This window comes from Sinorhizobium fredii USDA 205 (assembly GCF_001461695.1).
Lineage (GTDB): Bacteria > Pseudomonadota > Alphaproteobacteria > Rhizobiales > Rhizobiaceae > Sinorhizobium > Sinorhizobium fredii.
On sequence record NZ_AUTC01000066.1, the window covers coordinates 37,444 to 61,242 of the forward strand.

The 23,799-nt window shown below is 59.8% G+C and carries 16 protein-coding genes and 1 pseudogene; 9 read left to right on the forward strand and 8 right to left on the reverse strand.

Going from position 1 to position 23,799, the window contains the following annotated elements:
- A complete protein-coding gene (locus N181_RS08175) occupies positions 1-1,200 on the forward strand; it encodes an efflux RND transporter periplasmic adaptor subunit (RefSeq protein WP_014857913.1) in 1,200 nt (399 codons plus the stop codon).
- A gap of 53 nt (positions 1,201-1,253) precedes the next feature.
- On the opposite strand, the gene N181_RS08180 is transcribed toward N181_RS08175, so the two are convergent.
- The 4 genes from N181_RS08180 to argF form a co-directional block, all read right to left on the reverse strand.
- Positions 1,254-2,585 carry a trypsin-like peptidase domain-containing protein gene (locus N181_RS08180; protein ID WP_014857914.1) on the reverse strand — a complete coding sequence of 444 codons (1,332 nt, stop codon included), beginning with the start codon at positions 2,583-2,585 and terminating at the stop codon, positions 1,254-1,256.
- Between the two features lie 66 nt (positions 2,586-2,651).
- The gene (locus tag N181_RS08185; RefSeq protein WP_014857915.1) at positions 2,652-3,236 is read right to left on the reverse strand and encodes a hypothetical protein; all 585 of its coding nucleotides are present in this window, start codon (positions 3,234-3,236) and stop codon (positions 2,652-2,654) included.
- A 49-nt stretch (positions 3,237-3,285) separates the two neighbouring features.
- Positions 3,286-4,881, reverse strand: a complete 1,596-nt coding sequence (locus tag N181_RS08190; RefSeq protein WP_037456734.1) for an MBL fold metallo-hydrolase — start codon at positions 4,879-4,881, stop codon at positions 3,286-3,288.
- A 207-nt stretch (positions 4,882-5,088) separates the two neighbouring features.
- Positions 5,089-6,114, reverse strand: coding sequence for an ornithine carbamoyltransferase (gene argF / locus N181_RS08195; protein ID WP_014857917.1), 1,026 nt, complete (start codon positions 6,112-6,114; stop codon positions 5,089-5,091).
- Between the two features lie 376 nt (positions 6,115-6,490).
- Here argF and N181_RS08200 point away from each other — a divergent pair, with 376 nt between their 5' ends.
- Positions 6,491-6,934, forward strand: a complete 444-nt coding sequence (locus N181_RS08200; protein WP_014857918.1) for a hypothetical protein — start codon at positions 6,491-6,493, stop codon at positions 6,932-6,934.
- Positions 6,935-7,041: 107 nt separating this feature from the next.
- Here N181_RS08200 and N181_RS08205 read toward each other — a convergent pair whose 3' ends face one another.
- Positions 7,042-7,782 (reverse strand): response regulator, encoded by a 741-nt coding sequence (locus N181_RS08205; RefSeq protein WP_014857919.1) that lies wholly within the window; start codon positions 7,780-7,782, stop codon positions 7,042-7,044.
- Between the two features lie 138 nt (positions 7,783-7,920).
- On the opposite strand from N181_RS08205, the gene N181_RS08210 reads away from it, so the two are divergent.
- Together N181_RS08210 and N181_RS08215 are read left to right on the forward strand one after the other, a co-directional pair.
- Complete coding sequence (locus N181_RS08210; protein ID WP_014857921.1) at positions 7,921-8,670, forward strand: Crp/Fnr family transcriptional regulator; 750 nt, start codon at positions 7,921-7,923, stop codon at positions 8,668-8,670.
- A gap of 10 nt (positions 8,671-8,680) precedes the next feature.
- Positions 8,681-10,558: a PAS domain S-box protein gene (locus N181_RS08215; protein ID WP_014857922.1), complete on the forward strand. Its 1,878-nt coding sequence runs from the start codon at positions 8,681-8,683 to the stop codon at positions 10,556-10,558.
- 28 nt (positions 10,559-10,586) lie between these two features.
- Here the strand turns inward: N181_RS08215 and mgtA are convergent, their stop codons facing one another.
- Positions 10,587-13,211, reverse strand: a complete 2,625-nt coding sequence (mgtA, locus tag N181_RS08220; RefSeq protein WP_014857923.1) for a magnesium-translocating P-type ATPase — start codon at positions 13,209-13,211, stop codon at positions 10,587-10,589.
- A 172-nt stretch (positions 13,212-13,383) separates the two neighbouring features.
- Here mgtA and N181_RS08225 point away from each other — a divergent pair.
- The 3 genes and pseudogenes from N181_RS08225 to N181_RS08235 all read left to right on the forward strand — a co-directional run bounded on the left by N181_RS08225 (position 13,384) and on the right by N181_RS08235 (position 18,096).
- Positions 13,384-16,078: pseudogene (locus tag N181_RS08225) on the forward strand (bifunctional acetate--CoA ligase family protein/GNAT family N-acetyltransferase).
- A gap of 76 nt (positions 16,079-16,154) precedes the next feature.
- Positions 16,155-16,979 (forward strand): universal stress protein, encoded by an 825-nt coding sequence (locus N181_RS08230; RefSeq protein WP_014857925.1) that lies wholly within the window; start codon positions 16,155-16,157, stop codon positions 16,977-16,979.
- A 283-nt stretch (positions 16,980-17,262) separates the two neighbouring features.
- Positions 17,263-18,096 (forward strand): universal stress protein, encoded by an 834-nt coding sequence (locus tag N181_RS08235; RefSeq protein ID WP_014857927.1) that lies wholly within the window; start codon positions 17,263-17,265, stop codon positions 18,094-18,096.
- 60 nt (positions 18,097-18,156) lie between these two features.
- Here the strand turns inward: N181_RS08235 and N181_RS08240 are convergent, their stop codons facing one another.
- Positions 18,157-18,612 carry a pyridoxamine 5'-phosphate oxidase family protein gene (locus tag N181_RS08240; RefSeq protein WP_014857928.1) on the reverse strand — a complete coding sequence of 152 codons (456 nt, stop codon included), beginning with the start codon at positions 18,610-18,612 and terminating at the stop codon, positions 18,157-18,159.
- Between the two features lie 148 nt (positions 18,613-18,760).
- Between N181_RS08240 and N181_RS08245 the strand changes: the two genes are divergently transcribed.
- Positions 18,761-19,435 (forward strand): BON domain-containing protein, encoded by a 675-nt coding sequence (locus tag N181_RS08245; RefSeq protein WP_015633538.1) that lies wholly within the window; start codon positions 18,761-18,763, stop codon positions 19,433-19,435.
- 14 nt (positions 19,436-19,449) lie between these two features.
- Complete coding sequence (locus N181_RS08250) at positions 19,450-22,140, forward strand: cation-translocating P-type ATPase (RefSeq protein WP_014857930.1); 2,691 nt, start codon at positions 19,450-19,452, stop codon at positions 22,138-22,140.
- 14 nt (positions 22,141-22,154) lie between these two features.
- On the opposite strand, the gene N181_RS08255 is transcribed toward N181_RS08250, so the two are convergent.
- Positions 22,155-23,675 carry a bifunctional aminoglycoside phosphotransferase/ATP-binding protein gene (locus tag N181_RS08255; RefSeq protein ID WP_037461162.1) on the reverse strand — a complete coding sequence of 507 codons (1,521 nt, stop codon included), beginning with the start codon at positions 23,673-23,675 and terminating at the stop codon, positions 22,155-22,157.
- Positions 23,676-23,799 lie beyond the last annotated feature (124 nt).

Sequence of the window (23,799 nt, forward strand, 5' to 3'; positions counted from 1 at the left end):
GTGAACGTCGTGAAACGCAGGTTGGTGATCTGGGGCGGCCTGTTGGCCTTGCTCGTAGCCGGCATCGCCTACGCATTGCGGCCGCAGCCGATCCCGGTTGACCTCGCCACGGCGGAAAAGGGCTTACTCCGCGTCACCATCGACGAGGAGGGCGAAACGCGCGTGCGCGACGTCTACACGCTTCATGCGCCGTTGCGTGGCCAGTTGCAGCGGATCACCGCCGAAGCCGGCGATCTCGTCGAGGCTGGAAAGACCCAGCTCGCACAAATCGAGCCCGCTCCGCCAGCCTTCCTGGACGTGCGGATAGAGGCGGAGCTGCAGGCGGCCGTCGAGGCGGCGCGGGCGGCTCATAACCTCGCCGCCGCCGAACTCAACAAGGCCAAAGCCGACTTGACGTTTGCCGAGGGAGAGCGCGCCCGAGCCCGACTGCTAATCGAACGCAGGACGATCTCTCAGCGCGCCCTTGAAGATGCCGAGCGTGCCCACAACGTCGCACAAGCCAATCTCGCTACCGCCGAAGCGGCGCTGAAAGTGCGAGAGCACGAGCTTCATCAGGCGCAATCACGCCTCCTGTCGCGGCAGGAGATCCGGAGCCTCCGCGACGACTGCGAATGCATGTCGGTAACCGCGCCGGTGAGCGGTGTGGTGCTGCAGATCATGCGCCGCAGTGAAGGCGTCGTGGAAGCCGGAACGCCGCTGCTCGATATCGGCGATCCTGCGGATCTGGAGATCGTCGCCAATTTTCTTTCGGAGGATGCGGTCCAGATCAGGCCCAACCAGAAGGCGATCATCACCGGCTGGGGCGGAGAGGATCTCAACGCGGTCGTGCGGCGCGTCGAGCCCTTCGGACAAACCGAGGTGTCGGCGCTCGGGATCGAGGAACAGCGCGTAGACGTCGTGCTGGATTTTGCCGATCCGCCGGAAGGTTGGCGTTCGCTGGGGCATGGTTATCGCGTAGACGTGCGCGTCATCCTGTTCGAAGGCGAAGTTCTAAACCTGCCGCTTGGCGCTCTGTTCCGGCAGGGCGACCAATGGGCCGTGTTTGTCTCAGCAGAGGGACGGGCGCAATTGCGCCGCGTTGCCGTCGGCCAGCGAAACACGCTCTCCGTGGAAATCCGAGAAGGGCTCGGTCCTGGAGACAGAGTTATTCTGTACCCGAGCGACCGGGTCAAGGACGGGGTCGCTATCGTGGAGCGTTAGCCCGCCTACAGCGCCGCGCGTCTCAGCAGACGCGGAAGGGACGCAATCCGCGCTTATTCGAGTTCCAGCCGGTACGCGGTCCCTGCGCGCAGGATGTCGACGGAAGCACTCCCTTGAGCACTTTCCAGAACGCCTCGGATCTGATCGACGGAGACGGGCGGCTCGCCATTGATGGCCGTCAGATAATCGCCTGTTCTCAACCCCATCGAATAGGCGACGCTGCCCGATGCAACGTCGACGAAGACCGCTCCCGCCGGCGCACAAGCCGGTGAACCATTGGCGGATGGAAATTCGACGACCACCGATTCCTGGCCCAAGTCCAAGTTGCGCCGAGCGGCCGCGTCAGAAAGCGTGACACTCAGCTTCTGCAACTTTTCTCCTCGACGAACATCAAGCGTGATGCGGGCGTTCGCCGGGAGCAGGCTAATCGCGTTCCTGAAAGCGGTGTCCGTCGGGAACGTCCGGCCATCCAGTGCGACGACAATGTCGCCGAGGCGCACGCCTTGTCGTTCCGCCGGCGAATTGCAGACGAGCTCGTTCACAACAAACCCTTGCGTCTCAGTGGCACCACCTACCCCCATATCCGCGGCGCCCGTGACCGAGAGGCCAAGCCACCCGCGCTTGTATTCGCCGTGGGCGATCAGCTCCCGCACGATTTGCACTGCGATGTCGGACGGAATCGCAAAGCCTATGCCGGTAGTCGCTTCGTCTGGCGCAGCAATCCCGCGTGCAATACCGATCAACTCGCCGGAGGCATTGACCAGCGCACCGCCTGAATTGCCTGGATTAATGGCCGCATCGGTCTGGATGTAGTCCTCGTACTCATCGGCACCCAAACCCGAGCGGCCCAAACCGCTGACGATGCCGAAGGTCGCCGTTTGTGTCAGACCAAAAGGACTGCCCACCGCGATGACGAAATCACCGACCTTCAGTTCGGATGAATGTCCCCACTTGACCGAGGAAAGGCTTGGTGCCTCGATTTTGACAACCGCGAGGTCGGTCGGCGCATCCTCCCCTACCCTGTCGGCCTGGAATACCCGTCCGTCCGCAAGCTTCACGGACACATCGTCGGCGTCGGCAACAAGGTGACGACTCGTGATGATGTACCCGTTCTCCCGATCGATGATCACTCCTGACCCCGTCGCAGTCACACCGGTTTGCAAGATAACCACATCATCGGGAAGACCCAGCACTCTCCGCACGTTCGGATCATCAAGCGCTTCGCTTCTGAAAATTCCGCTGCTGATCGTGCGGATACTGACGACCGCCGGCTGTACCCGCTGCAACACCGCGGACACGCCCGCTTCGATTTCGATCGCTCCGGCAGCCCCTCCCAAACTGTTGAGTAGAGCGGCCAAGGCTAGAACCGTTGAGATCTTGAGCATTTTTACGCTCCATGCAGCAATGCCCGAAATTTCAGCCGGATTTGCCCGGCGATGCATTGATGCGCATCAATTCGCGCTCTCGTCGGGGGAGGACGAGAAAGATCCGACCGACAAGACCTTGACCGTTGCTGCAGCGAGACGGCGATAGAGTCGGTGCCGGCGTACAATCGGCCACCAGCCGTAGAGGAAGATTTCCAGCGCGCGCCAGTTAGCCACCCAGCCGAAGATCAGCAGGCTTTCCCCGATCACCCGCGAATATGTTGCCGTTCCCGCGGCATCGCTGATCATTTGGCTGGCGATTAGGCTGAACGCGAGGATCGGGATGCCGATGAGCAGGACGCGTCGCCCTTCTCTCAGGAGTTCGCGCAATTCCCGGTGTGCCTGATTGGCGCGACTCTCGAAATTGTACCGCACCGCCTCCTGCAGAGCGTGGGTGTATTCCGGCTTTGCTTCCGTCGTCGGCAACTGGACGACAATCTCGATGGACGCGTTGCCGGGAGCTTCTTGAGCCCATTCGACGATAAACCGCTCGGCATCGTCATCCAAATCGCGCTCCCGAAATGGCGTCGGATCGAGAGAATTGAAAAGGCGCACAACTTGGTCAACACGGATCAGGATCGTGTAGCATCTATCAAGCGCGGGCACGCTCACGTGTGCTTCCCCTCTGATCTTGCGTCACAGTCCGTTCCAGACGCGCGTCTCATGCTTCTTCCTGCAAGGCGCGACGCAACCGGCGGATTACGACTCGACGCGCCTTGTCGTCCGCAGCCTTGGCCAGTTCGTCCTGCAGATCGAGGACGAGCGACTGGAAATCATTGTGCCAATCCGTCCGTCCGGCCAAAATCGGATCGATGCGCGGCGGAGGCATCACTTCGGAGATCTCGACCGCTCTTTGCCGGCTCAGACGAAAAGCGCTGTCCAGCCCCGGTCGGATCAGGTGATCCTGGGGTAGGAAGGTCACGAGGCGTTCCCTCAGCCCCTCAAGTGCGTCAGCCTCTCCATGGACGAGAAAGACACCAGCGCTGATCGGCTGCCGGGCCTGCACCCAGTCGGCAAGCTCTCCGCCATCGGCATGGCCGCTATAGATGTCCAGCTTCCTGATCCGGGCACGGACGCGGATATCGTCGCCCTGTATGCGCACCGTCGAGGCGCCGTCTTCGAGAAAGCGCCCGAGCGTGCCGGCCGCCTGATACCCGACCAACAACACTGTCGCCTCGTCTCGCCAGAGCCAATTCTTCAACCGGTGGCGAATGCGCCCGGCCTCGCACATGCCGCTCGCAGCGATGACGATGTGGAAGCCCCTGATGAAATCAATCGCCTTGGACTGCTCCGCCGTCTCGGTGAAGCGCACGTTCTTCGCCTCGATTGCCCTGACAAGAACATCGCCGTTTTCAAGCTCGCGCGCATGCCGGCGGAAGATCTCGCTCGCGCGTGTAGCAAGTGGAGAGTCGATGATGATCGGGCACTTGGGGACGCCACCAGTTTCCATCAGAAATACGAGGTCGGTAAGCAGCTCCTGCGTGCGTTCCACGGCAAAGGAAGGAATGATCAGTGCGCCGTTCGGATGCGCTGCCGTCAACACCTCGGAGCGCAGGATGTGACGTCGAGCGGCATCGTTCGTTTCGTCGCGCTCGACGTTGCCGTAGGTGCTCTCGCAGATGACATAATCCCAGCCACTCGGCGCTCTCGCATCGAACTGCAGGAGCTTGTGGCGCGGACCGATGTCGCCGGAAAACAACAAACGCAACGGCGACGGTGCGGCATCGATCTCCATCTCGACGGAGGCCGATCCGAGCAGATGTCCGGCATTCCAGAAACGGAAGCGAATTCCCTCGCCCGCCTTCTCCCAGGAGCCGAGGCGCACTTGCCGAAACAGTGTGATCGCGGAAGCGGCGTCGCGTGCGGTGTAAATCGGCGTCACGGTCTGCCGGCCCCGGCGCAGGTTGCGGCGATTGAGCTGGTCGACTTCGCTCTCCTGGATATGCGCAGAGTCCGGCAGCATGACGGAGCAGAGATCCGTAGTCGCGGGCGTCGCGAAGATCGGGCCATCATAGCCAAGCCTGACAAGCTTCGGCAGCAGGCCCGAATGGTCGATATGCGCATGCGTGAGTATGACGGCGTCGATCTTCCTGGGGTCGAAGGGAAAGGGGCGGTAATTCAGTTCCTTTTCTGTCTTCGACCCTTGGAACAGACCGCAGTCGATGAGGATCTTCGTCGTACCGAATTCGACGAGTTGGCAGGAACCGGTAACGGTTCCCGCGGCACCATGAAAACGGATGATCGGTTCAATCGCCACAGCACGGACCTCATCGAAGACAATGTCGAAGCATGCACGCTTGCATCGGCGGGCGACTTGATGCGGATCAAAGATGCAGACCGCCATGCGTCGGCATCAGGCCTGGGCGGCGGCAAGTGGAACGAAGTCCACTCAATCCGGGGGCCTGCTGCATGTTTCCTTAAGTCGTAGCCGATTTCAGGATAAAACATGCAGCGTTTCAAAGCGCTACAGCGTGCCTTGCGCGCTGACGTGGTGCGGGTCTCCAATGGTCGCGACAAGGATCGCCTTGATCGCGTGCATTCGGTTTTCCGCCTGATCGAAGACGAGAGAAGCTTTCGATTCAAAGATCGCGTCGGAGACCTCCATGCAGCCAAGACCGAACTGCTTTGCAACGCGGGCTCCTGCCTTTGTGCTGTTATCATGGAAAGCGGGCAAGCAATGCATGAACTTGCAATGCGGATTTTCGGTGGCCTCCATGACATTCGCCCTGACGCCGAACGGCGCTAGTAGTCTGATGCGCTCCGCCCAGCCCTCCTCCTGCTCTCCCAGCCAAGAAGCCGTGTAAATGAAATCAGCCGCCAGCACCCCGGCGCCCACATGTTCCAGGGCTGTAAACTTCCCACCATGCTTGCGCGCCTCCGACACCACGCCGTCAAGGAAGGACGGAGCGGGCCTGAATATCGGCGGCGAGACCATGCGGAAATCCATGCCGAGCTTGGCCGCGCCCATGGCGAGCGATCTGGCGATGGAGCTGCGACCGTCCCCCACAAAAGCGATCGTGACGTCGCGCAGCTCCTTGCCGGCAATTTCCCGCATCGTCAGAAAATCCGCCAACGCGTGAATTGGATGGGATTCGTCGGTGAAGCCGTTATGGACGGGCACATGAGCGTAGGCCGCCAGCTCCTCCACAACGCTTTGGGCATGACCACAATATTCGATGGCGTCGTAGATCCTGCCGAGCACCCGGGCCGTGTCCTTGATCGATCCGCATTGCCCCACATGGCTTGCGGAAAGCGTCAGGCTGACGACGCGTGCGCCTTGGTCGTAGGCTGCGACTTCGGACCCGAAGAAAGCGCCGGTCGAGTCCCCCTCGCTCACGAGCACAATATTCCTGCCACTGAGCCGGGGAGTTTCGTTGCCGTTTCGCCTCGCCGCCTTCAGCTCGGCGGCGAGCTGCAACAGAAATCGGATTTCCTCTGGTGCGAACTGCTCGAGCGTCAGTACGCTACGGCCGCGAAGATCGATGGACATGACACGCCCCGTCGCCTTAAGTCAGTGGATTGGAACGCGCGCGAAATCGCAACTGTCTGAACCGCGGCTGGTGCAGTTGCCCTTTCTTGCGCTAGAACCACGCCTCTCACGTAATCTAAACAGCAAATACGAGCCGGAAGCTTTGACTCTCATCAAACTCCTGCCGCTTTCACCTCTTTGATGAACGTCAAAGACGAGACCCGCAATTTTCCCGAAAATCTCCTCCAATGCATTGCTCGCGGCGCGAAGTGATGCCGGGGTCAGAGGTAATTTGCAGGGGCTGGGCTCGCTGAGGGTCGCGTCCTGCTGAGGGTCCGCCGTGTTGAGGACAAGGCTCAGCGGGCGCGGTTGAGAAGCGTGTCTTATGGAGAGAAACATGGCTGTCGGCTACTCCGTCGGTCCGGTCAAGCACCCTCAGGTCGACAAAACGTACCGGCTGATCGAGGCGGTCGGATACGACGTCGATTTGCAGGCCTGGCGCGACCTTTGCGCGACGGCATTCGCGCGAAAATGGCCGACGCCATATGCAGAAGAAGTAGTAACCGCAGAGAATCCGCTGGGTTATATCACCGGCGTCTGCATCATGCGCCTGGTGCACAACAAAACGTACGGCAGAATGCTCGACGTGCCGGTGTTCGTCGTCATAAGCGCAGGGGACACGCGCGGTGCGTCCAACGCCCTTCTCGGCTATTTGATGGCGGTCGCTCGCAACAAGCATTGCGGCTTCATTCGCGTCGCCGCACTTGAACCGGCCAACTGGCCTGGGTCGACGGATATGGGGCGGCGAAATGATCGCGGAATCCTCATACCTGTGCAATAAGTCCCAATGCCGGCTGGGAGCAATCTCAGTCGCCGTTGCTACTGCGTGTCTCCCTAAATCGGCGCCGATGTAAGGACAAAAGCATAAAACGATTCAAAGTGGTGAAACTACGCTTCATGCCGTGTCACCCTTGCGCTGAAGACATAGCCAACCCCTCTGACCGACTTGATAAGGCCGGGGAGGCTGGGGTTACGCTCGATTTTGCGCCGCAGCCGTGCAATCTGTGCGTCAATGGTGCGGTCGAAAGCTTCGAGGTTACGGCGCCGTGTCAGATCCATAAGCAATTCACGTTGAAGGACGCGACCCGCGTGCTTCACGAGCACACAGAGCATATCGAACTCACCGGTCGTCAGCAGGATCTCGCTCCCAGTTTCCGACAGCAGTTGGCGACGCCCGATATCAAGACGCAGCCCCTCGAAGCAGTAGATTTCTGACGACTGGTCGCCGAAGCTCGACGATGGCTGAGGTTGGCGGCGACGAAGAACGCCCCTGACTCGCGCCAGTACTTCCCGAAGGTGGAAGGGTTTGGCGATGTAGTCGTCCGCGCCGACCTCCAGCCCGACGACCCGGTCGACCACGTCATCGCGACCGGTCAGCATGATGAGCGGTACATCCGAGCGCGCGCGGAGGTCGCGCGCAAGCGTCAGCCCGTCCTCGCCAGGCAGCACCAGGTCGAGCAGGATGATGTCGATCGATTGTTTATCGAGGCAATCGCGCATCTCCTGTCCGTCGCCGGCGAGGGTTACGTGGTATCCTTCCTCCTCAAAATACCGCGACAGCATTTGTCGAATCCTCAAGTCGTCATCGACTACAAGGATGTGCTCGGGCAATGTCCGGGAACTCGTCATGAAACGCCCCCCACACACGCTGCTTTCTTCGGCGCGCTGTTACGATCTGTTGCAATATAGCACCAAACTTCACATGCGCGTCGTCGTAAGGTTACGGCCCGGCGTTCAACTCTTCCATCATGAATGATGGAGGGAGTCATGAGCGTTCAGGTCCTAAGCATCAAGGATGGTCACGCGGCGACCGCGGGTTCCGTGGGCTTGCCTTCGGCGGATCTTTCTTGCCTTTTCAGCCGACAAGCGCTCGAAAGATTCGAGCCCGGTGAAGCCATCTTTTGGGAGGGTGACGAAGCCACGCATATCTTCGAAGTCGAAGATGGAATGCTGCGAGCGCTGCGTCTGCTTGGCGACGGCCGTCGGATTATCGTGGGCTTCTTACGCACCGGAGATCTCCTGGGTGTGTCGCTCAAGGAGCGATATCTTTACACGGTCGAGGCAATTTCCCCGGTGCAACTTCGCCGCTTCCCTCGTCGCCGCTTTGAAGACGAAGTGGCCCGCGATCCACGCTTGCAGGAGCAGCTATTCTCCAAGCTTCGCGATGAGATGACTGCTGCGCAGGATCAAGCCGTCCTTCTTTCACGCAGGAGTGCCGAGGAGAAGCTTGCCAACTTCCTGCTGCTGATGAAGGAGAGAGGGAACTCGGAGCATCGTGCCATTGTTGACCTCCCCATGACCCGCCTCGATATCGCCAATTATCTTGGCATGACGATCGAGACCGTATCTCGCACTATAACAAAGCTTGCAAACGGCGGTATCATCGCGGCAGCAGGACGCCGCTCGATCAAGGTCTTGAAGATGGAACCGCTTCGACTGCTGGCCGAGGGCGACGAAGGCGAGCACTGGATGCCCCCTCTCGCTCGTCCTGGTCGGTACGCATCCGCAAACGCTTGAAAGACGCCAGATGGAGAAACGGGAATCCAAGATCATCAATGCTCTCGACGGCGCCAACGTGATTGTCCACGCGCCCGACGGAACGATCCGGCAATGGAGCAAAGGCTGTGAGCAGCTTTACGGCTGGTCGGGCGAGGAAGCGCAGGGCAAAATTGTTCATGATCTTCTGTCCACCAGATTTCCCGTGCCGCTCGAGGAAATCCGCAATCACTTGAGTTGTCATGGTGCATGGTCGGGCGAGTTGGTACACAGACACAGCAATGGAACACCTGTGTTCGTCACTAGCCGATGGGTGCAGACGGCCTCTGCAAGCGACCAGGTCGTCGTGCAAACTGATAGCGACATCACGAACCTTAGACGCGCTCAGGCCGATCTGGCGGCGCGAGAGGCACATCTCCGCTCCATCCTCGATACCGTCCCCGAGGCAATGGTGGTGATCGATGAAACAGGCACGATCACCTCCTTCAGCGTGGCGGCGGAACGGCTATTCGGACATGCCGAGAGCGAAGTGGTTGGATTGAACGTCAATATGCTGATGCCCTCTCCCCACCGAGAGGCGCATGACCACTATCTGGACAACTACCTACGCACAGGCGAGCGGCGCATCATCGGAATTGGGCGGGTCGTCACCGGCCTACGAAAGGACGGCACAACGTTCCCAATGGAGCTCTCAGTGGGGGAAGCGATGGCTAATGGCCGCCGCATATTCACCGGCTTCATCCGAGATCTGACCAGTCGCCAGCGCGTCGAGGAGGAGCTTAGGCAAGCCCAGAAAATGGAAGCCGTTGGTCAACTGACCGGCGGCTTGGCGCATGATTTCAACAATCTGCTGACTGTGATCACCGGCAATCTGGAGATGATAGAGGCCCGGCTGCAAGACGAGAAGCTCAGAGGACTCTTGCGAGAAGCTCAGGCGGCGGCCGACGATGGAGCAAAGTTGACAGCACAATTGCTGGCATTCGGTCGGCGTCAGCCTCTTAATCCGAAGCTCGTCGACGTTGGAGAACTTGTCGCTAACTTTTCGAAGCTTCTGTCCAGAACCCTGGGCGAGACCATAGAATTATCAACGATCGTAAAGGGCAGCAGTAATCTCGCCCTGATCGACGTCTCCCAACTTCAAAACGCCCTCCTGAACCTGGGGCTGAACGCGCGCGACGCAATGCCAAACGGTGGCCGCCTGACCATCGAGATTTCGACCACGGCCCTCGACCGTGACTACGCCCAGATGTACCCAGAGGTGCGAATGGGACACTATGTCCTGGTTGCCGTAACGGACACGGGCGTCGGCATGACCGAAGAGATCAAGCGTCGCGCTTTCGAGCCCTTCTTCACCACGAAAGGCACCGGTGCGGGAACAGGCCTTGGCCTCAGCATGGTCTACGGCTTCGTCAAGCAATCCGGAGGGCATATTCAGCTCTATAGTGAGCCCGGTCAGGGAGCGAGCGTCCGCCTCTTCCTACCCGCAACTCGAGGAGCAAGCCAGTCCGCCCAGGTTGGCGCAGGAGAAGATGCGGCCACAGAGCCGATTCCAAGGGGCCATGAGACGATACTTGTCGTCGAGGACGATGCACGGGTGCGCCGAGTCGTAGTCTCGCGACTGCGCGATGCCGGGTATTCCGTTATTGAGGCGGAAGCCGGTGCGCAGGCGCTTCAATTCCTGTCGGAGCATCCGGAAGTCTCTCTCGTTTTTGCCGACATGATAATGCCGGGCGGCATGAGTGGCGACGAGTTAGCCCAGCATGTGCGCGAACTCAGACCCAGTGTGAAAATGCTGTTCACGTCGGGCTACGCCGGGCCGAGCGCTGCCGGCAGGGCGGCAGGAAGTTGGCTGCAAAAGCCCTACACCGCCAGAGAGCTGGCGTTGCGGCTACGAGAGCTGCTCGATTGACGTGCGAGGTGGCAACTGACAAGGCTCGTCAAGCCGAGTCTGGCCTCCTCAGAGCTCTTCGTGAAGCACGAGCTGCAGGATCATACGACCTCCTGTGCAGCCGACTGTCCCACCGAGTGAACCAGTGTTTGGTGAGCTCGGAAGCCAGTAGGTACGTCACCGTGATCAGCAGCAGACCTGTCATTAGCGGCCAAGGCAACGGCACGAACCCGAAATAGCCCGCGAAAGGTGAATAGGGAAGTGCTACGGCCGCGATGGCGGTCGTCAGTGTCAGGAAGGGCAACATTCGGCCCGGCCTGCTCCGCCAGAAGAAGGACCGCGTGCGCACGATCAGCACGATTGCCAGCTCAGTGAGCAGGGACTCGATGAACCAGGCAGTTTGAAAGGTCGCTGGTTCCGCTTTTACCAGCAGAACAAGAGCGGCAAAGGTGACGAAGTCGAATAGCGAGCTCACCAGTCCGAAGCTCACCATGAATCGACGCACGTAGCGAATATCCCAACGGCGGGGGCTGCGCATTTCCTCGCGATCTACCCTGTCGCCTGCAATGGCGAGCGCCGGCACATCAGACAAGAGATTGTTGAGAAGGATCTGTTTGGCGAGCAGGGGCAGAAACGGCAGAAACATGGAGGCGAAGGCCATGCTGATCATGTTGCCGAAGTTTGCGCTGGTCGTGATGGAGATGTATTTCATTGTGTTGGCAAAGGACCTGCGCCCGTCGTCAATGCCACGAAGAAGAACATTCAAATCGCGTTTCAAGAGCACGATATCCGCGGCTTCTCTCGCGACGTCGACGGCCCCATCGACCGAGATGCCGACATCGGCTTCATGCAAAGCGGGCGCATCGTTGATTCCGTCCCCGAGATATCCGACCACATGACCGGCACGGCGCAGCGCCTCAATCACCCGTTCCTTCTGATTTGGGTCGATCTCGACGAAGAGGTCGATATCGGGCGCTCGTGCGAACAGCGAGTCTCTTGTCATTTTCGACAGCTCGCCGCCCGTCAGTATTCTCGACGAGCTCAGTCCGATGGTGTTCGCCAGGTGCACGGCGACATGGCGGTTGTCCCCCGTAATCATCTTTAAGCCAATGCCGCGCTTCGCAAGAACTTTGAGGCTCTCGCTGATGCCCGCCTTCGGTGGATCGAGAAAAAGCAGGAAGCCGGCGAAGCACAGTCCCTTTTCATCTTGCCGACCACATGCTTGCGAACGTGCTATTTTGCGAACGGCCAAACCAAGCACTCGGTAGCCCCCACCACTCCACGAGCGAAATTTCTCGTCGATCGCCTGCCTCGCCGCGTCCGTGAAAGCTGTGGGCGCGTCTCCGTCCAAAATCGAACTGCAAACGGCCAGCACGTTCTCGACAGCGCCCTTGCAAATCAACAGATCGCCATCAGGATCACCATCCTTCCGGACGACGACAGAAAGCCGTTTTCTGACGAAATCATACGGAATCTCGTCCACCTTCGAGTAAAGAGACGAGGAAGGCGGTGCATTTTCTGCCAAGACGATCGCTTCATCGAGTGGGTTCTGTAGCCCCGTTTGCATGGAAGCATTCAACCGCGCCCACAAATAAATTCTCGGGGAAGATTCTCCGCCGACGTCGAGGGAGGCGTCCAGGTGCACAACACCTTCGGTGAGCGTCCCCGTCTTATCGGTACACAGCATGTTCATGCTGCCGAGATTCTCGATTGACTCGAGACGCCGGACGAGGACGCCGCTTTGGGCCATTGTGCGCGCTCCTCGCGCGAGCGTAATGCTGATGATAGCCGGCAGGAGTTCGGGACTGAGCCCGACGGCCAGTGCGATGGAGAACAGCAACGAATCGATCGGTTCGCGTTGAAGAAGCAGATTAGCGAAGAAGACGAGAATAACGATTACCAGCATAATCTCGGTCATAAGATAACCGAAACGGCGAATTCCGCGCGCGAATTCGGTCTCTGGACTGCGCCGTGCAACCGCCGAGGCAATCGCTGCGAATTCTGTAGCGTCACCTGTCCTGATCACGACGACGCTTGCAGTGCCGCTGCGGACCGAGCTCCCGGTAAAGACCGAGTTCGACCTTCCCGACAACGAGGTTCCAGGGTCCACCGTTCCGGGAGACTTGGAGACTGGAAAAGCTTCCCCAGTGAGGACTGCTTCGCTCACGTTGAAGTCGCGTGCTTCGAGAATGATGCCGTCGGCGGGCACAAGGTTGCCCGCGGAAAGTCGAACAATGTCTCCAGGCACGACATCCAACGCCGAAATCACACTCGGCCCTCCGTCTCTGAGCACTGTCGCCTTTTGAGCGATGCGCCTGCGAAGCGCCTCTACGGCGCGCGACGCTCGGTATTCCTGCACGAAACTCAGGGCGCAGCTTACAAGAACGATGAGAATGATAATGAGCGCATCGGTTCGCTCACCCACCAGGGCGGACATGCCGGCTGCGAATACAAGGATAAGAATGAGCGGACTTCGGAATTGCCGGACCAGAACGGAAAGGGCCAGAAACCTCTCTCCCCGCGTCACGGAATTGCGCCCATAACGCTGCAGACGTTCGCGCGCGTCTGCGCTGCTCAAACCCGTTGCACGGGTGCCATACTCAGCCATCAGATCAGAGGCCGGGGCGGCCCAATAGGCGGTCCCTCCTCCATATTCGGATGCTAAGGATCCCATGGAGCCTTCCTGTCGGCATTCGTCTGGAGCAATTCGACAAGGATGAACCGTTGCGATGGCGAATGCATTGCGGAAGGTCAATTTCCAGAAAGGGTTGCGTGCTTTGAGCGCGATCAACGCACCATCGAAACACTACAATATCCTGGTGGGTCACGTAGTTTGAGGTGAAGCCATGACCATTCGCAACCTTCATCACGCCATCGATCCGAAGTCGCTTGCGATTATCGGCGCCTCAACGCGCAGCGGATCGCTTGGCCGGGTTATCATCGAAAACGTGATGGCGGCAGCATTCGAGGGCGAAATCTGGCCCGTGAACCCCAAATACGACGAGGTGGCAGGTCTTCGCTGCTATCGCCGTGTAGCGGACATTCCAAGTGTTCCCGACCTCGCGATTGTTGTCACGCCTCCGAAAACCGTGCCGGCGCTCATCCATGAGCTGGGCGTGAAGGGAACGCGCGCTGCGGTGGTCATCACGGCGGGCCTCAACGCTGACCAAGGTCTGAGACGAGCGATGCTCGATGCTGCGAAACCATTTCTCTTTCGCATCATCGGGCCGAACACCGTAGGCCTCATCGTCCCATCAGCGAAGCTCAATGCGAGCTTCGCGCACTTGCAGGCTCAGCCAGGCGACATCGCGTTGCTTTCACAATCCGGAGCAATCGCGACTTCATTGATCGACTGGGCGGCCGACAACAACGTCGGCTTTTCCAAAATCATTTCTCTCGGCGACATGGCCGATGCTGACGCCGGCGATTTCCTCGACCTGCTGGCTGGCGATCCCAAGACGCGGGCGATCGTCATGTATCTCGAGACCATCCCAAATCCCCGGAAGTTTCTGTCGGCGGCTCGTGCCGCCGCTCGGGTCAAGCCGGTTGTCGCGATCAAGTCGGGCCGGCACGTGGAGGCAGCCAAAGCGGCGGCCACGCATACCGGCGCGCTTTCAGGTGCCGATAAGGTCGTGGACGCGGCTCTGCACCGCGCCGGTATCTTGAGAATCGAAGGCCTTGGCGAATTGTTCGACGCGACGGAAACCATCGCGCGCTTTCCCTCTCTTGAGCGAAGCCGTGTCGCAATAGTCACCAATGGCGGCGGAGCCGGCGTCCTCGCCGTGGATCGGCTGGTGGACTTGGGGTGCGAGCTCGCGGATCTTTCTCCGGACACCATACGCTGCCTGGAGCGAATCCTGCCCGCCGATTGGTCGCGCGCCAATCCGGTCGATATAATCGGCGATGCGTCGCCCGAACGATACAGGGCGGCGGTCGAGATCGTCGCTCCCGGTCCGGGAGTGGACATCCTGATCGTCATGAATTGCCCGACAGCCCTTGCCTCGCCCGTTGATGCCGCTCGTGCCGTCGCCTCCCTTGCGCGGTCCGGGACAATCTCGGGCAAGCCCGTTCTGACATGCTGGTTGGGCGGCCTGACCGCTCGTGAGGGTCGTCATGTGCTGCAGCAGGCCGGGCTGGCAAGCTACGACACACCGTCCGATGCAGCCTTGGCGGTTTCCTATCTCGCCAGATGGTCGAAGGCACAGGAGGCGCTTCTGCGGGTGCCCTCTAGCCAGGCGGCCGAAGCGCCTGCGGACCGTGCAGTCGTCCAATCCATTTTGCAGCGGGTGGCTGGTGAAGGGCGCCATATGCTGAACGAACCCGAAGCCAAGATGGTCATTGCGGCTTATGGCATTCCAGTCCCTCGAACCGTCATCGCAAGCTCGCCGGAGGAGACGGAAAGGGTTGCCGCATCGCTTCTCGAGGACGCGACGAGGGTCGTCGTCAAATTGATCTCGATGTCGATCACGCACAAATCCGATGTGGGCGGCGTCGTCCTCGATATCTTAACCCCTATGGCCGCCCGAGAAGCCGCCGAGGCGATTGTCGCGCGGCTGAAGGCCCACGACCCAGATGCCGTTGTCGATGGCTTTGCCGTCCAGCCGATGATTGAACGCGGACACTCGCGGGAACTAATCCTGGGCATCAGCCGAGATCCAATCTTCGGTCCGGTCATTCTGTTTGGATCGGGAGGCGTTTCCGTCGAGGTGGTCGAAGACACCGCAGTGGCGCTTCCCCCGCTTGACACCATGCTCGCCGGCGACCTGATCGATCGGACACGGATCGGGAGGCTCCTCGCCGGTTTTCGCAACGAGCCGGCCGCAGACAGGGCAGCGATCTGCAAGGCGCTCACTGCGCTATCGCAGATGATCGTCGATTTTCCCTGCGTGCTCTCAATGGATTTGAATCCGATGGTCGCCAGCGCCGAGGGAGTCATCGCGCTCGACGCGCGCATCGAAATCGACCCGCAGGCTGTCGCGCGCCCCGGCCCCAATCGCGATCTCGCGATCCGCCCTTATCCGAGCGATTGGGAAAAGCAGGTCACGCTCGCTGACCGGCTTTACCAATTGCGACCGATCAGACCGGCAGACGCCGCACTCTACCCGGATTTTCTTGCCAAGACATCCGCGGCTGACATCCGGCTTCGCTTTCTGTCATCGCGCAAGCACTTCCAGGACAAGATGCTGGTGAGGCTCACGCAGGTGGACTATGAACGCGAGATGGCCTTGCCTCGACAAGCAAAGCGGCACGCTTGCCGGGATTGCCAGACTTTACGCGGACCCCGATCACGAGGCCGCGGAATATGGCTTGCTGGTCAGGACCGACCTGCAGGGGCAAGGACTTGGCTGGGCTCTTCTGGCTCATCTGAGGGATTATGCTGCAGCCGACGGTCTGCAACGAATCGAAGGACTCATTCTGAGTGAGAATTCGAAAATGCTCAGAATGTGCCGCGAGTTTGGATTTGCGATTTTACCGCACCCGGCCGATTCAACCCTAAGGATTGCGACAATGGCGCTGCAGCCTCAGGCGGGAGCTTCTTGACCGGGATCAATGTAGCGGCCCCCATCTGGCGTAAATTGGCTTTCAGAATTCCACGCCGCCTGGGGAGACCAGAGCAATGACCTACAAGACAGTTCTTCTCGTGCTCGATGCCAACCAACATGAAGCTGATCTGACAGCGGCGGCGGATCTCTGCGCCGCGGCAAACGCACATCTCTCGGTCTTTCTGGTGAAGGTCGCTCCGCCTCAGTTCGGAGACTATACGGCTCTCTCGGTCGCATGGCTCGACATTCGGGCGGCCGAAATTGAACAGCTCGACAAGGCCATCGAGGCGTCACGAACGACGCTCAAGGACCTTGGAATATCGTCCGACGTAGCCGGCGAGTACATCGAAACTGCATGGGACGACGACCTGGTTGGAGAGCGGGCACGCTACGCTGACGTTACATTGATCGGGACCAGCATGGATCCCTCGTTGCGGACGCGCGCCATCGAGGGTGCGCTTTTCTATTCGGCGCGCCCAGTCCTGCTTGCAACAAACCGACAATCGGTAACTTTGCTTCCCAAGAGGATTCTCCTGGCCTGGAACTCAAGCTTCGAATCCACAAGGGCCGCTCGCGAAGCGCTCGATATGATGAGAAACGCCGAAAGCGTAAACGTCGTACTGGTTGACCCGACGGCAGCTTCTCGCAGGAACGGCGGAGAACCTGGCGCGGATGTCGCAACTTATCTCTCGCGACACGGCATACATGTGACCGTCGATCGGCTTCCCAGCGCCGGACGCCGGGTCGAGGAAATTCTCAATCAGCATGCGCTGGACACCGCCGCCGATCTGATCGTCATGGGTGCCTATGGGCGTTCGCGCCTTCGCGAAAAGGTGTTCGGTGGTGTAACCAAGGCGATGATCGAGGCACCCATTGTACCGGTGTTGATGGTCCGCTGACGTTCCTCGAGTCAGATTGAAAAAAGGTGCCCGTTCTATGCGATGCTCAGACTGCTGACAGCCCCGTCGGTTTTCAGCAGCGGTGTTTTGGCCCCGTCTGGGTTGGGAAAGGTAGAGGTCGTCTGGATGCGATTTCGCGGCACCCGACCCATTCAACCGCACGGACTCGCAACATTGGTGCCGCAGTCTCAGGCGGGAGCTTCTTGAGAGAGATCAATGTGGCCGTCGTCACGTGGGGTACATTGCTTATGAGAGTGTTAATCGGCTTCGGAGGAGCAAGGAAATGACCTACAAGACAGTTCTTTTGGTGATTGATGCGAACCAAAACGAGAATGATTTAACAGCGGCAGCAGATCTCTGCGCTCCCGCAAATGCCCATCTTTCGGTTCTCCTGGTCAAGCTCGCCGTTCCGCCTCCGCTCGGAGAGTATGCGGCCATGTCGGTCGCTTGGCTCGACGAACGGGCCGAGGATATGCAGCAACTAGATAAGGCGGTGGAGAGAGTCCGAGCAACGCTGAAGGGCCTCGGGATCTCATTCGATGCAAATGGCATCTACTGCGAGACCGCATGGGCCGACGACGATGTCGGCAACCGCGCGCGCTATGCGGACGTTACGTTGATCGGCGCCAGTCTGAAGACGGATTCTCCGTTGCGAGCGCGTGCCATCGACGGAGCGCTCTTCTATTCGGCGCGACCGGTTCTTCTCGCAACCAATCGCCAATCCGTCACCTTGCGTCCGAAGAAAATTGTTCTCGCATGGAACTCGACCATGGAAGCCGCGAGAGCGGCCCGCGAAGCTTTGGAAATCATGGAGAGCGCCGAGGAAGTGAATGTCGTTCTGGTCGACCCAAGCGCGGCTTCAACCAAAAGCGGCGACGAACCGGGTGCCGATGTCGCCACCTACCTCGCTCGCCACGGCATCAAAGTGACCGTCGATCGGCTTGCGAGCGGAGGGCGCCGAGTCGACGAGGTTCTCAACCAGCATGCAATTGATACCTCTGCCGATCTGATCGTCATGGGGGCGTACGGGCACACACGTCTTCGCGAAAGGATATTCGGAGGCGTTACCAAGGCGATGATCGAGGCACCCATTGTACCGGTGTTGATGGTGCACTGAACACTTGCCTGCCAAATCGAAAGGAAGGCCCCGCATTACGCTGCGCTTTCCTGCTTGCGGTCATGCTTCACCTTCGAATGCGGCTCGGCCAGTCATGTCTTCAATGTCGACACTGAAGAAAATATGCGGCGAAGCTGCTACGACGCCTTGTGGTGCGGGCTTCAATCCACCCGGCTCCCACCAATTTGGCCGCGACTCTAGCAGCGACCAAGCATGCATGTACTCTCTCTGCCAGCGCCCTTCGTGCGACAACTCCTGGTAACGACCAAAAACCAGGACGCTTTTCCATCGGCGCTCACCTGAAAACTCATCGACTTGAAGGCACACATGCGGGTTGGCGCGCATCCAGTCGATCTTCTGACCAGGCATCGAAAAGCAATAGAGGCAGTTGCCAGTGTAAGCATAAGTGACGGGCACGATATAAGGTCTTCCTTCCTTGCAGCAGGCAAGACGAGCCACGTGAGCGGCCTCGACCACGCTATTGCATTCGTGACGGGACAATTCCTTGATGAGCATGATCTCCCCTCCTTAAGACGTGGACCGATGAGTTGAGGTTAAATCTCCATCGGGCGTTCGTGCCTTGACGTCCCTCAAAGACCGTTGGTCGGGAATGGCCAATACTTATACCATCGTTTGGCTACTGGCTGAGAGGAAGGAGACGATCATGAGCGACATTCGCCTACGCCAGGATATTTTGGATGAACTCGAATATGAACCCAGCATAGACGCTGCGAACATCGGCGTGACGGTTGAAGACGGCATCGCCACTCTGACCGGCCACGTTCACAGCTTTGAGGAAAAACACACTGCCGAACGGGTTGCCCAAAGAGTGAAGGGCGTACGCGCGATCGCCGAGGAAATTGTCGTGCGTTTGCCAGAGAACAAGAAGGCTGCCGATGACGAGATCGCCAGCCGCGTGGTAAAAATCCTTGCTTGGGGAGCCGCAATCGCCGACCTCAAGGACATCCAAGTCAAGGTCGAAAACGGTTATGTGACCCTGGAGGGAACGGTCGACTTTCATTTCCAGCGCTCTGCAGCCGAGAGCTTGGTGCGTCGCTTGACGGGCATCACGGGTATCGACAACCGCCTCAGGATCCGTCCCATGCTGGATGTGCTCGACATCAGGCATGGCATCAGAGAGGCGCTCAAACGCAATGCTGAGATCGAAGCCGAAAACATCGACGTAGAAGTATCCGGCAGTCATGTCACCTTGCGGGGGAAGGTTCAAAGCCGGCGCGAAAGGATCATGGCGGAGCGAGCGGCCTGGTCGGCACGAGGCGTGACGGCGGTTGAGGATCACTTGACAATCGAAGAACCCAAGGGCCGATTCAATTCCTGAATGGAGCGCTTCGGATGACCTACGCGACCCTCCCCGATCTTACTTCGCGCAGGGAAGCCCTTGTCGGTAGCGAGGGTGTCGGACTTACAGAAGAGGAGGCTCGCCTTCGGCTTGCGCAATTTGGCCCGAACAGCCTTCCCGAACCGCGAGCCTCCTCGCTCGCGATCACTTTCGTGCGCCAGTTCCGCAGCCCTCTGATCTACATTCTGCTGGCTGCGGCACTGGTATCTCTCCTATTAAGCGATCTGCAAGATGCGCTGTTCATCGGCATCGTACTCATCGCGAACGGCATCATCGGGTCTCTGCAGGAGCACACCGCTACCAAAGCCGCCTTGGCGTTGCGCCGGCTTGAACAGCCGTATGCGAACGTCATCCGCGATGGACGCTTGCGGGAAATCGACGCTCGGCTCCTAGTGCCGGGCGACAGGGTGGCCATTGAGGCGGGCGGACGCGTGCCGGCCGACATCAGGCTCCTGTGGGCGACCGATCTCGTTTGTGACGAGTCCCTGCTCACCGGCGAATCAGCACCGGTGCACAAATCCGGTCCGGTCCAGGCTGCTCCCGGAGAGGGCGAGCGCCCCATGGCGTTCGCGGGCACGCTCGTCACGCGTGGTCGCGGACGCGGCGTCGTCGTCGCGACCGGTGCGACCACGGAGATGGGAAAGATTGCCGCCGAAATCGGCAAGGCATCCTTTGCCAAGCCTCCCTTGATGATCCGTTTGGAACGCTTCTCCCAGCTCATCGCCTGGATCGTCGCGGCTGCCATCGCTCTTCTCGTCCTTGTTGGAATTGCGCGCGCGATGACGCTCAACGAGCTGTTCATGATGTCCGTTGGCCTCGCGGTGAGCGCGATCCCTGAAGGCCTGCCGATAGCGATCTCGGTCGCGCTGGCAATCAGCATGCGCCGTATGGCCAAAGCACACGTCATCGTACGCCGAATGCCGGCAGTCGAAGCGCTTGGCTCCTGCACCATGATCGCCACCGATAAGACCGGCACATTGACGCTCAATGAGCTAACCGTGACCGATATCCGCTTGCCGGACGGCACCGATATCGTCTGCGATACGGGTGCTGATCTGGACGCCTGCACGATCCGGGGCGACGGAACCCCTCCCGCAGAGGCGCGGAAACGTGCCATTGCCTTGCTTAAGGCCGCGTCGCTGCCCAACGAAGGATCGCTCGTCAAGGAAGCGAACGGCTGGACCGCCGTCGGCGATACGGTCGATGTTGCATTGCTGGCAGCCGCCCACAAGGCAGGGCTGCCGCGCGAGGCGATCGAGGACGACTATCCTCTCGTCGCCCGCATTCCCTATGAGCCGGACCTCAAATATGCTGCCTCATTCCACCGCCACGCAGACAGTATTCGCATCTTCGTCAAAGGCGCCGCGGAAACCTTGATCGACATGGCCGACCGCATGGATATGGCTGGTCGTGCCGAACCGATCGATCGGGAGCTCCTCCTCAGGCAAAAGGTAGAGATGGCCGCGCGTGGCCTGCGGGTGCTGGCCTTCGCGGAGGGCGAGACGGCGATCGAGGCAGATGGAGGCTTCGGCCGGCATCTCCTCGTCGATCTGGTCTTCCTGGGCCTTGCCGGAATGCAGGATCCAGTGCGGCCGGAGGTACCGCAAGCAATTCGCGATTGCCACACAGCAGGCGTGGACGTGGCGATGGTCACCGGCGACGACCCGAGAACCGCGGCGGCAATTGCCTCAGAGGCCGGACTGATCTTCACCGATAATCAGGTGGTCACCGGCGAAGAAGTCCGCAGGGCCGAGGAAAAGGGACAGGAAAGTCTCGACGGGCTGACCCGCGATGGTCGCATCTATGCGCGTGTTGCCCCCTCGCAAAAGCTGGCGATCGTCCTCTCGCTGGCCCGCAACGGGCATTTCGTCGCCGTCACCGGCGACGGCGTCAATGATGCGCCGGCGCTGAAGCACGCGCATATCGGCGTGGCGATGGGGCGCAAGGGCACGGAGGTCGCCAAGGAAAGCGCCGACATCGTCATCACCGACGACAACTTCGCCTCGATCGTCAGCGGCATCCGGGAGGGCCGCGTCGCCTACGCCAACATTCGCAAAGTCATTTTCATGCTGATGTCGACAGGTGCTGCGGAACTGCTGCTGTTCCTGCTGGCGATTCCCCTCGGCATGCCTATGCCACTTCTTCCCGTGCAGTTGCTCTGGCTCAATCTCGTGACCAACGGCATCCAGGACATTGCGCTGGCCAGCGAAAACCCGGAGGGCGACGAGCTCAGCCGCGCGCCGCGCCGGCCGTCCGAACCGATTTTCGATCGGCTAATGATCCGGCGCATATGGCAATCCACGCTCGTTATGGGCGCGGGAGGTTTCGCGATGTTCTACGTTCTGCTGAAGCAGGGTTATGGCGAAACCGAAGCCCGCAATCTGCTGCTGTTGTTGTTCGTCCTTTTCGAGAACTTCCAGACCCTCACGAGCCGTTCCGAGCGCAAATCCATTTTCGCGCTAGGGTTCCTTGCCAATCCCCTTCTGCTTGCCTCTATTGTAGCGGCACAGGCACTCCACATCGCCGCCATGTATACCCCTTGGTTGCGAGAGGTCCTGCGACTGTCGCCCATATCGCTGCTGGAATGGGCGATGCTGCTCCTAGCCGCATCGTCAATCTTCTTCGTCATGGAATTCGACAAATGGCGGGTCCGCAGCAGGCCCGCCGACATGCGCGCCTCGTGAGTTCAGCACCACAGTCAATCACGGCTGAGCTTCAGGATATCCGCGACGATGTTGTCCGCCGAGCGATCGGCATCCATCCGGTGCCAATCAAGGTCCCCCACGTCGTAAGCCAGTTGCCGGCAAAGGACATTCAGATCCGCATCGGAGGGCCCTGCGGTCCTTTCGGCAACGCGGCCGCGAAGGACGGATGGGCTCGCGTCCAGCCAGATAGCTGTGTATGGCACATGTGCCTCGCTCGCTGCCGCCTCGATGCGCTGACGATTGGCGAACTTGTCGAAGACGGCTTCCGCGACCACGGATCCTCCTGCGCGCAGGATCGAGAATGTGCGGCACGCCATCTCGCCGTAGACCTTCTCGGAAATCTCCGGACGATAGGCGTCCGCAGAGAGTCGCGTTTCGGCCACAACTCCGTACATCGCCTTGCGGATACGATCGCTTTCGATAATTCTCGCGCCCGGAGGCGAACCGATTTGCGCAGCCAATATCTCTGACACAGTCGTTTTGCCGGAACCACTCAATCCGCCAATGACGATCAACCGGGGCGACCTCTTTTCCAGCAGGAAGAGCGCCAGGTCGAAATAGGATCGAGCCTCGACGGCGAGCGCGTCCGACCGCTCGCCGCTTTCTTCAATCTGGGTTGCTGTGACATGCGCCCTCACGGCAGCGCGGATCGCCATGAAGTAAGGCAGCAGCACGAAGCCATCCTCGTCGCCCGATTCGTCGAGATACCGGTTCATGACCAGATTGGCGAATTGCGGAAAACCGCGATGCCAAAGATCCATCAGCAGAAAGGCAAGGTCGTAGAGCGTATCGATAGTGGCAATCTGGTCGTTGAACTCGATGCAGTCGAACAGCCGCGGTTCGCCATTCAACAGGCAGATATTGCGCAGATGCAGGTCACCGTGGCATCGCCTGACCTTGCCTGCGGCCTCACGCGCATCGAGAAGCGGTGCATAAGCTACCAGGTTGCGCTCGAAAGCTTGTTCGAAATCGGCAAGCTCGACGGGGTCGAATAGCCGGCTCGTGGCAAAACCGGCGGCATTAATACGGAGCACGGCGGCAATGTTCGCGGAGCCGGGTCCCTGATGAACGATCTTGGCCCCCTTATGAAAGCGGGCGATCATGCGTGCCGTCCGGGCCATCAGTTCGGCATCAAGCTTGCCGCCAACGGCCATGCGATCGAACAACGCCGCCTGATCGAAACGGACCATTTCGATGGCCGCGTCGACAAGCTCGTCGCCCTTGTCGAAAGAAAGCCGGCCATCGCGGCCGCGCATGATCCGCCGCACGCCGAGGTACAAGCCCGGTGCAGTGGCGCTGTTCAGAGCCACCTCCTTTTCACAGGCTGCAAGCCTCAATTCCGCCGTCGAGAAATCTACATAGGGCAGCTTCACCGCTCGCTTCATCTTGTAAGCGCGATCGCCGGAAAGGAAGATGCAAGAGATGTGCGTCTCGATGATCTCCACCTTATCCGCGCCACGCACGTGAGGCGCGCTCAAAAAGGCGACGACCTCCGCCTGATCCTGGGTAATCATAAAAGGCGCCTTTCTGTCCGGCTGGGACTGTCTCGCCGATCTGTAATTCATCGTGACGGAGCGCGAACTCTCGTCGCGTCGCAGAATGAAACGATGATGAACGCCACAAGCCTGCGCCTCATTG

Coding starts and splice junctions, on each gene's coding strand:
- N181_RS08180 (WP_014857914.1), bottom strand. CDS start 2,585: ATGCTCAAGATCTCAACGGTTCTAGCCTTGGCCGCTCTACTCAACAGT.
- argF (WP_014857917.1), bottom strand. CDS start 6,114: ATGTCCATCGATCTTCGCGGCCGTAGCGTACTGACGCTCGAGCAGTTC.
- N181_RS08200 (WP_014857918.1), top strand. CDS start 6,491: ATGGCTGTCGGCTACTCCGTCGGTCCGGTCAAGCACCCTCAGGTCGAC.
- N181_RS08205 (WP_014857919.1), bottom strand. CDS start 7,782: ATGACGAGTTCCCGGACATTGCCCGAGCACATCCTTGTAGTCGATGAC.
- N181_RS08210 (WP_014857921.1), top strand. CDS start 7,921: ATGAGCGTTCAGGTCCTAAGCATCAAGGATGGTCACGCGGCGACCGCG.
- N181_RS08215 (WP_014857922.1), top strand. CDS start 8,681: ATGGAGAAACGGGAATCCAAGATCATCAATGCTCTCGACGGCGCCAAC.
- mgtA (WP_014857923.1), bottom strand. CDS start 13,211: ATGGGATCCTTAGCATCCGAATATGGAGGAGGGACCGCCTATTGGGCC.
- N181_RS08230 (WP_014857925.1), top strand. CDS start 16,155: ATGACCTACAAGACAGTTCTTCTCGTGCTCGATGCCAACCAACATGAA.
- N181_RS08235 (WP_014857927.1), top strand. CDS start 17,263: ATGACCTACAAGACAGTTCTTTTGGTGATTGATGCGAACCAAAACGAG.
- N181_RS08240 (WP_014857928.1), bottom strand. CDS start 18,612: ATGCTCATCAAGGAATTGTCCCGTCACGAATGCAATAGCGTGGTCGAG.
- N181_RS08245 (WP_015633538.1), top strand. CDS start 18,761: ATGAGCGACATTCGCCTACGCCAGGATATTTTGGATGAACTCGAATAT.
- N181_RS08250 (WP_014857930.1), top strand. CDS start 19,450: ATGACCTACGCGACCCTCCCCGATCTTACTTCGCGCAGGGAAGCCCTT.
- N181_RS08255 (WP_037461162.1), bottom strand. CDS start 23,675: ATGATTACCCAGGATCAGGCGGAGGTCGTCGCCTTTTTGAGCGCGCCT.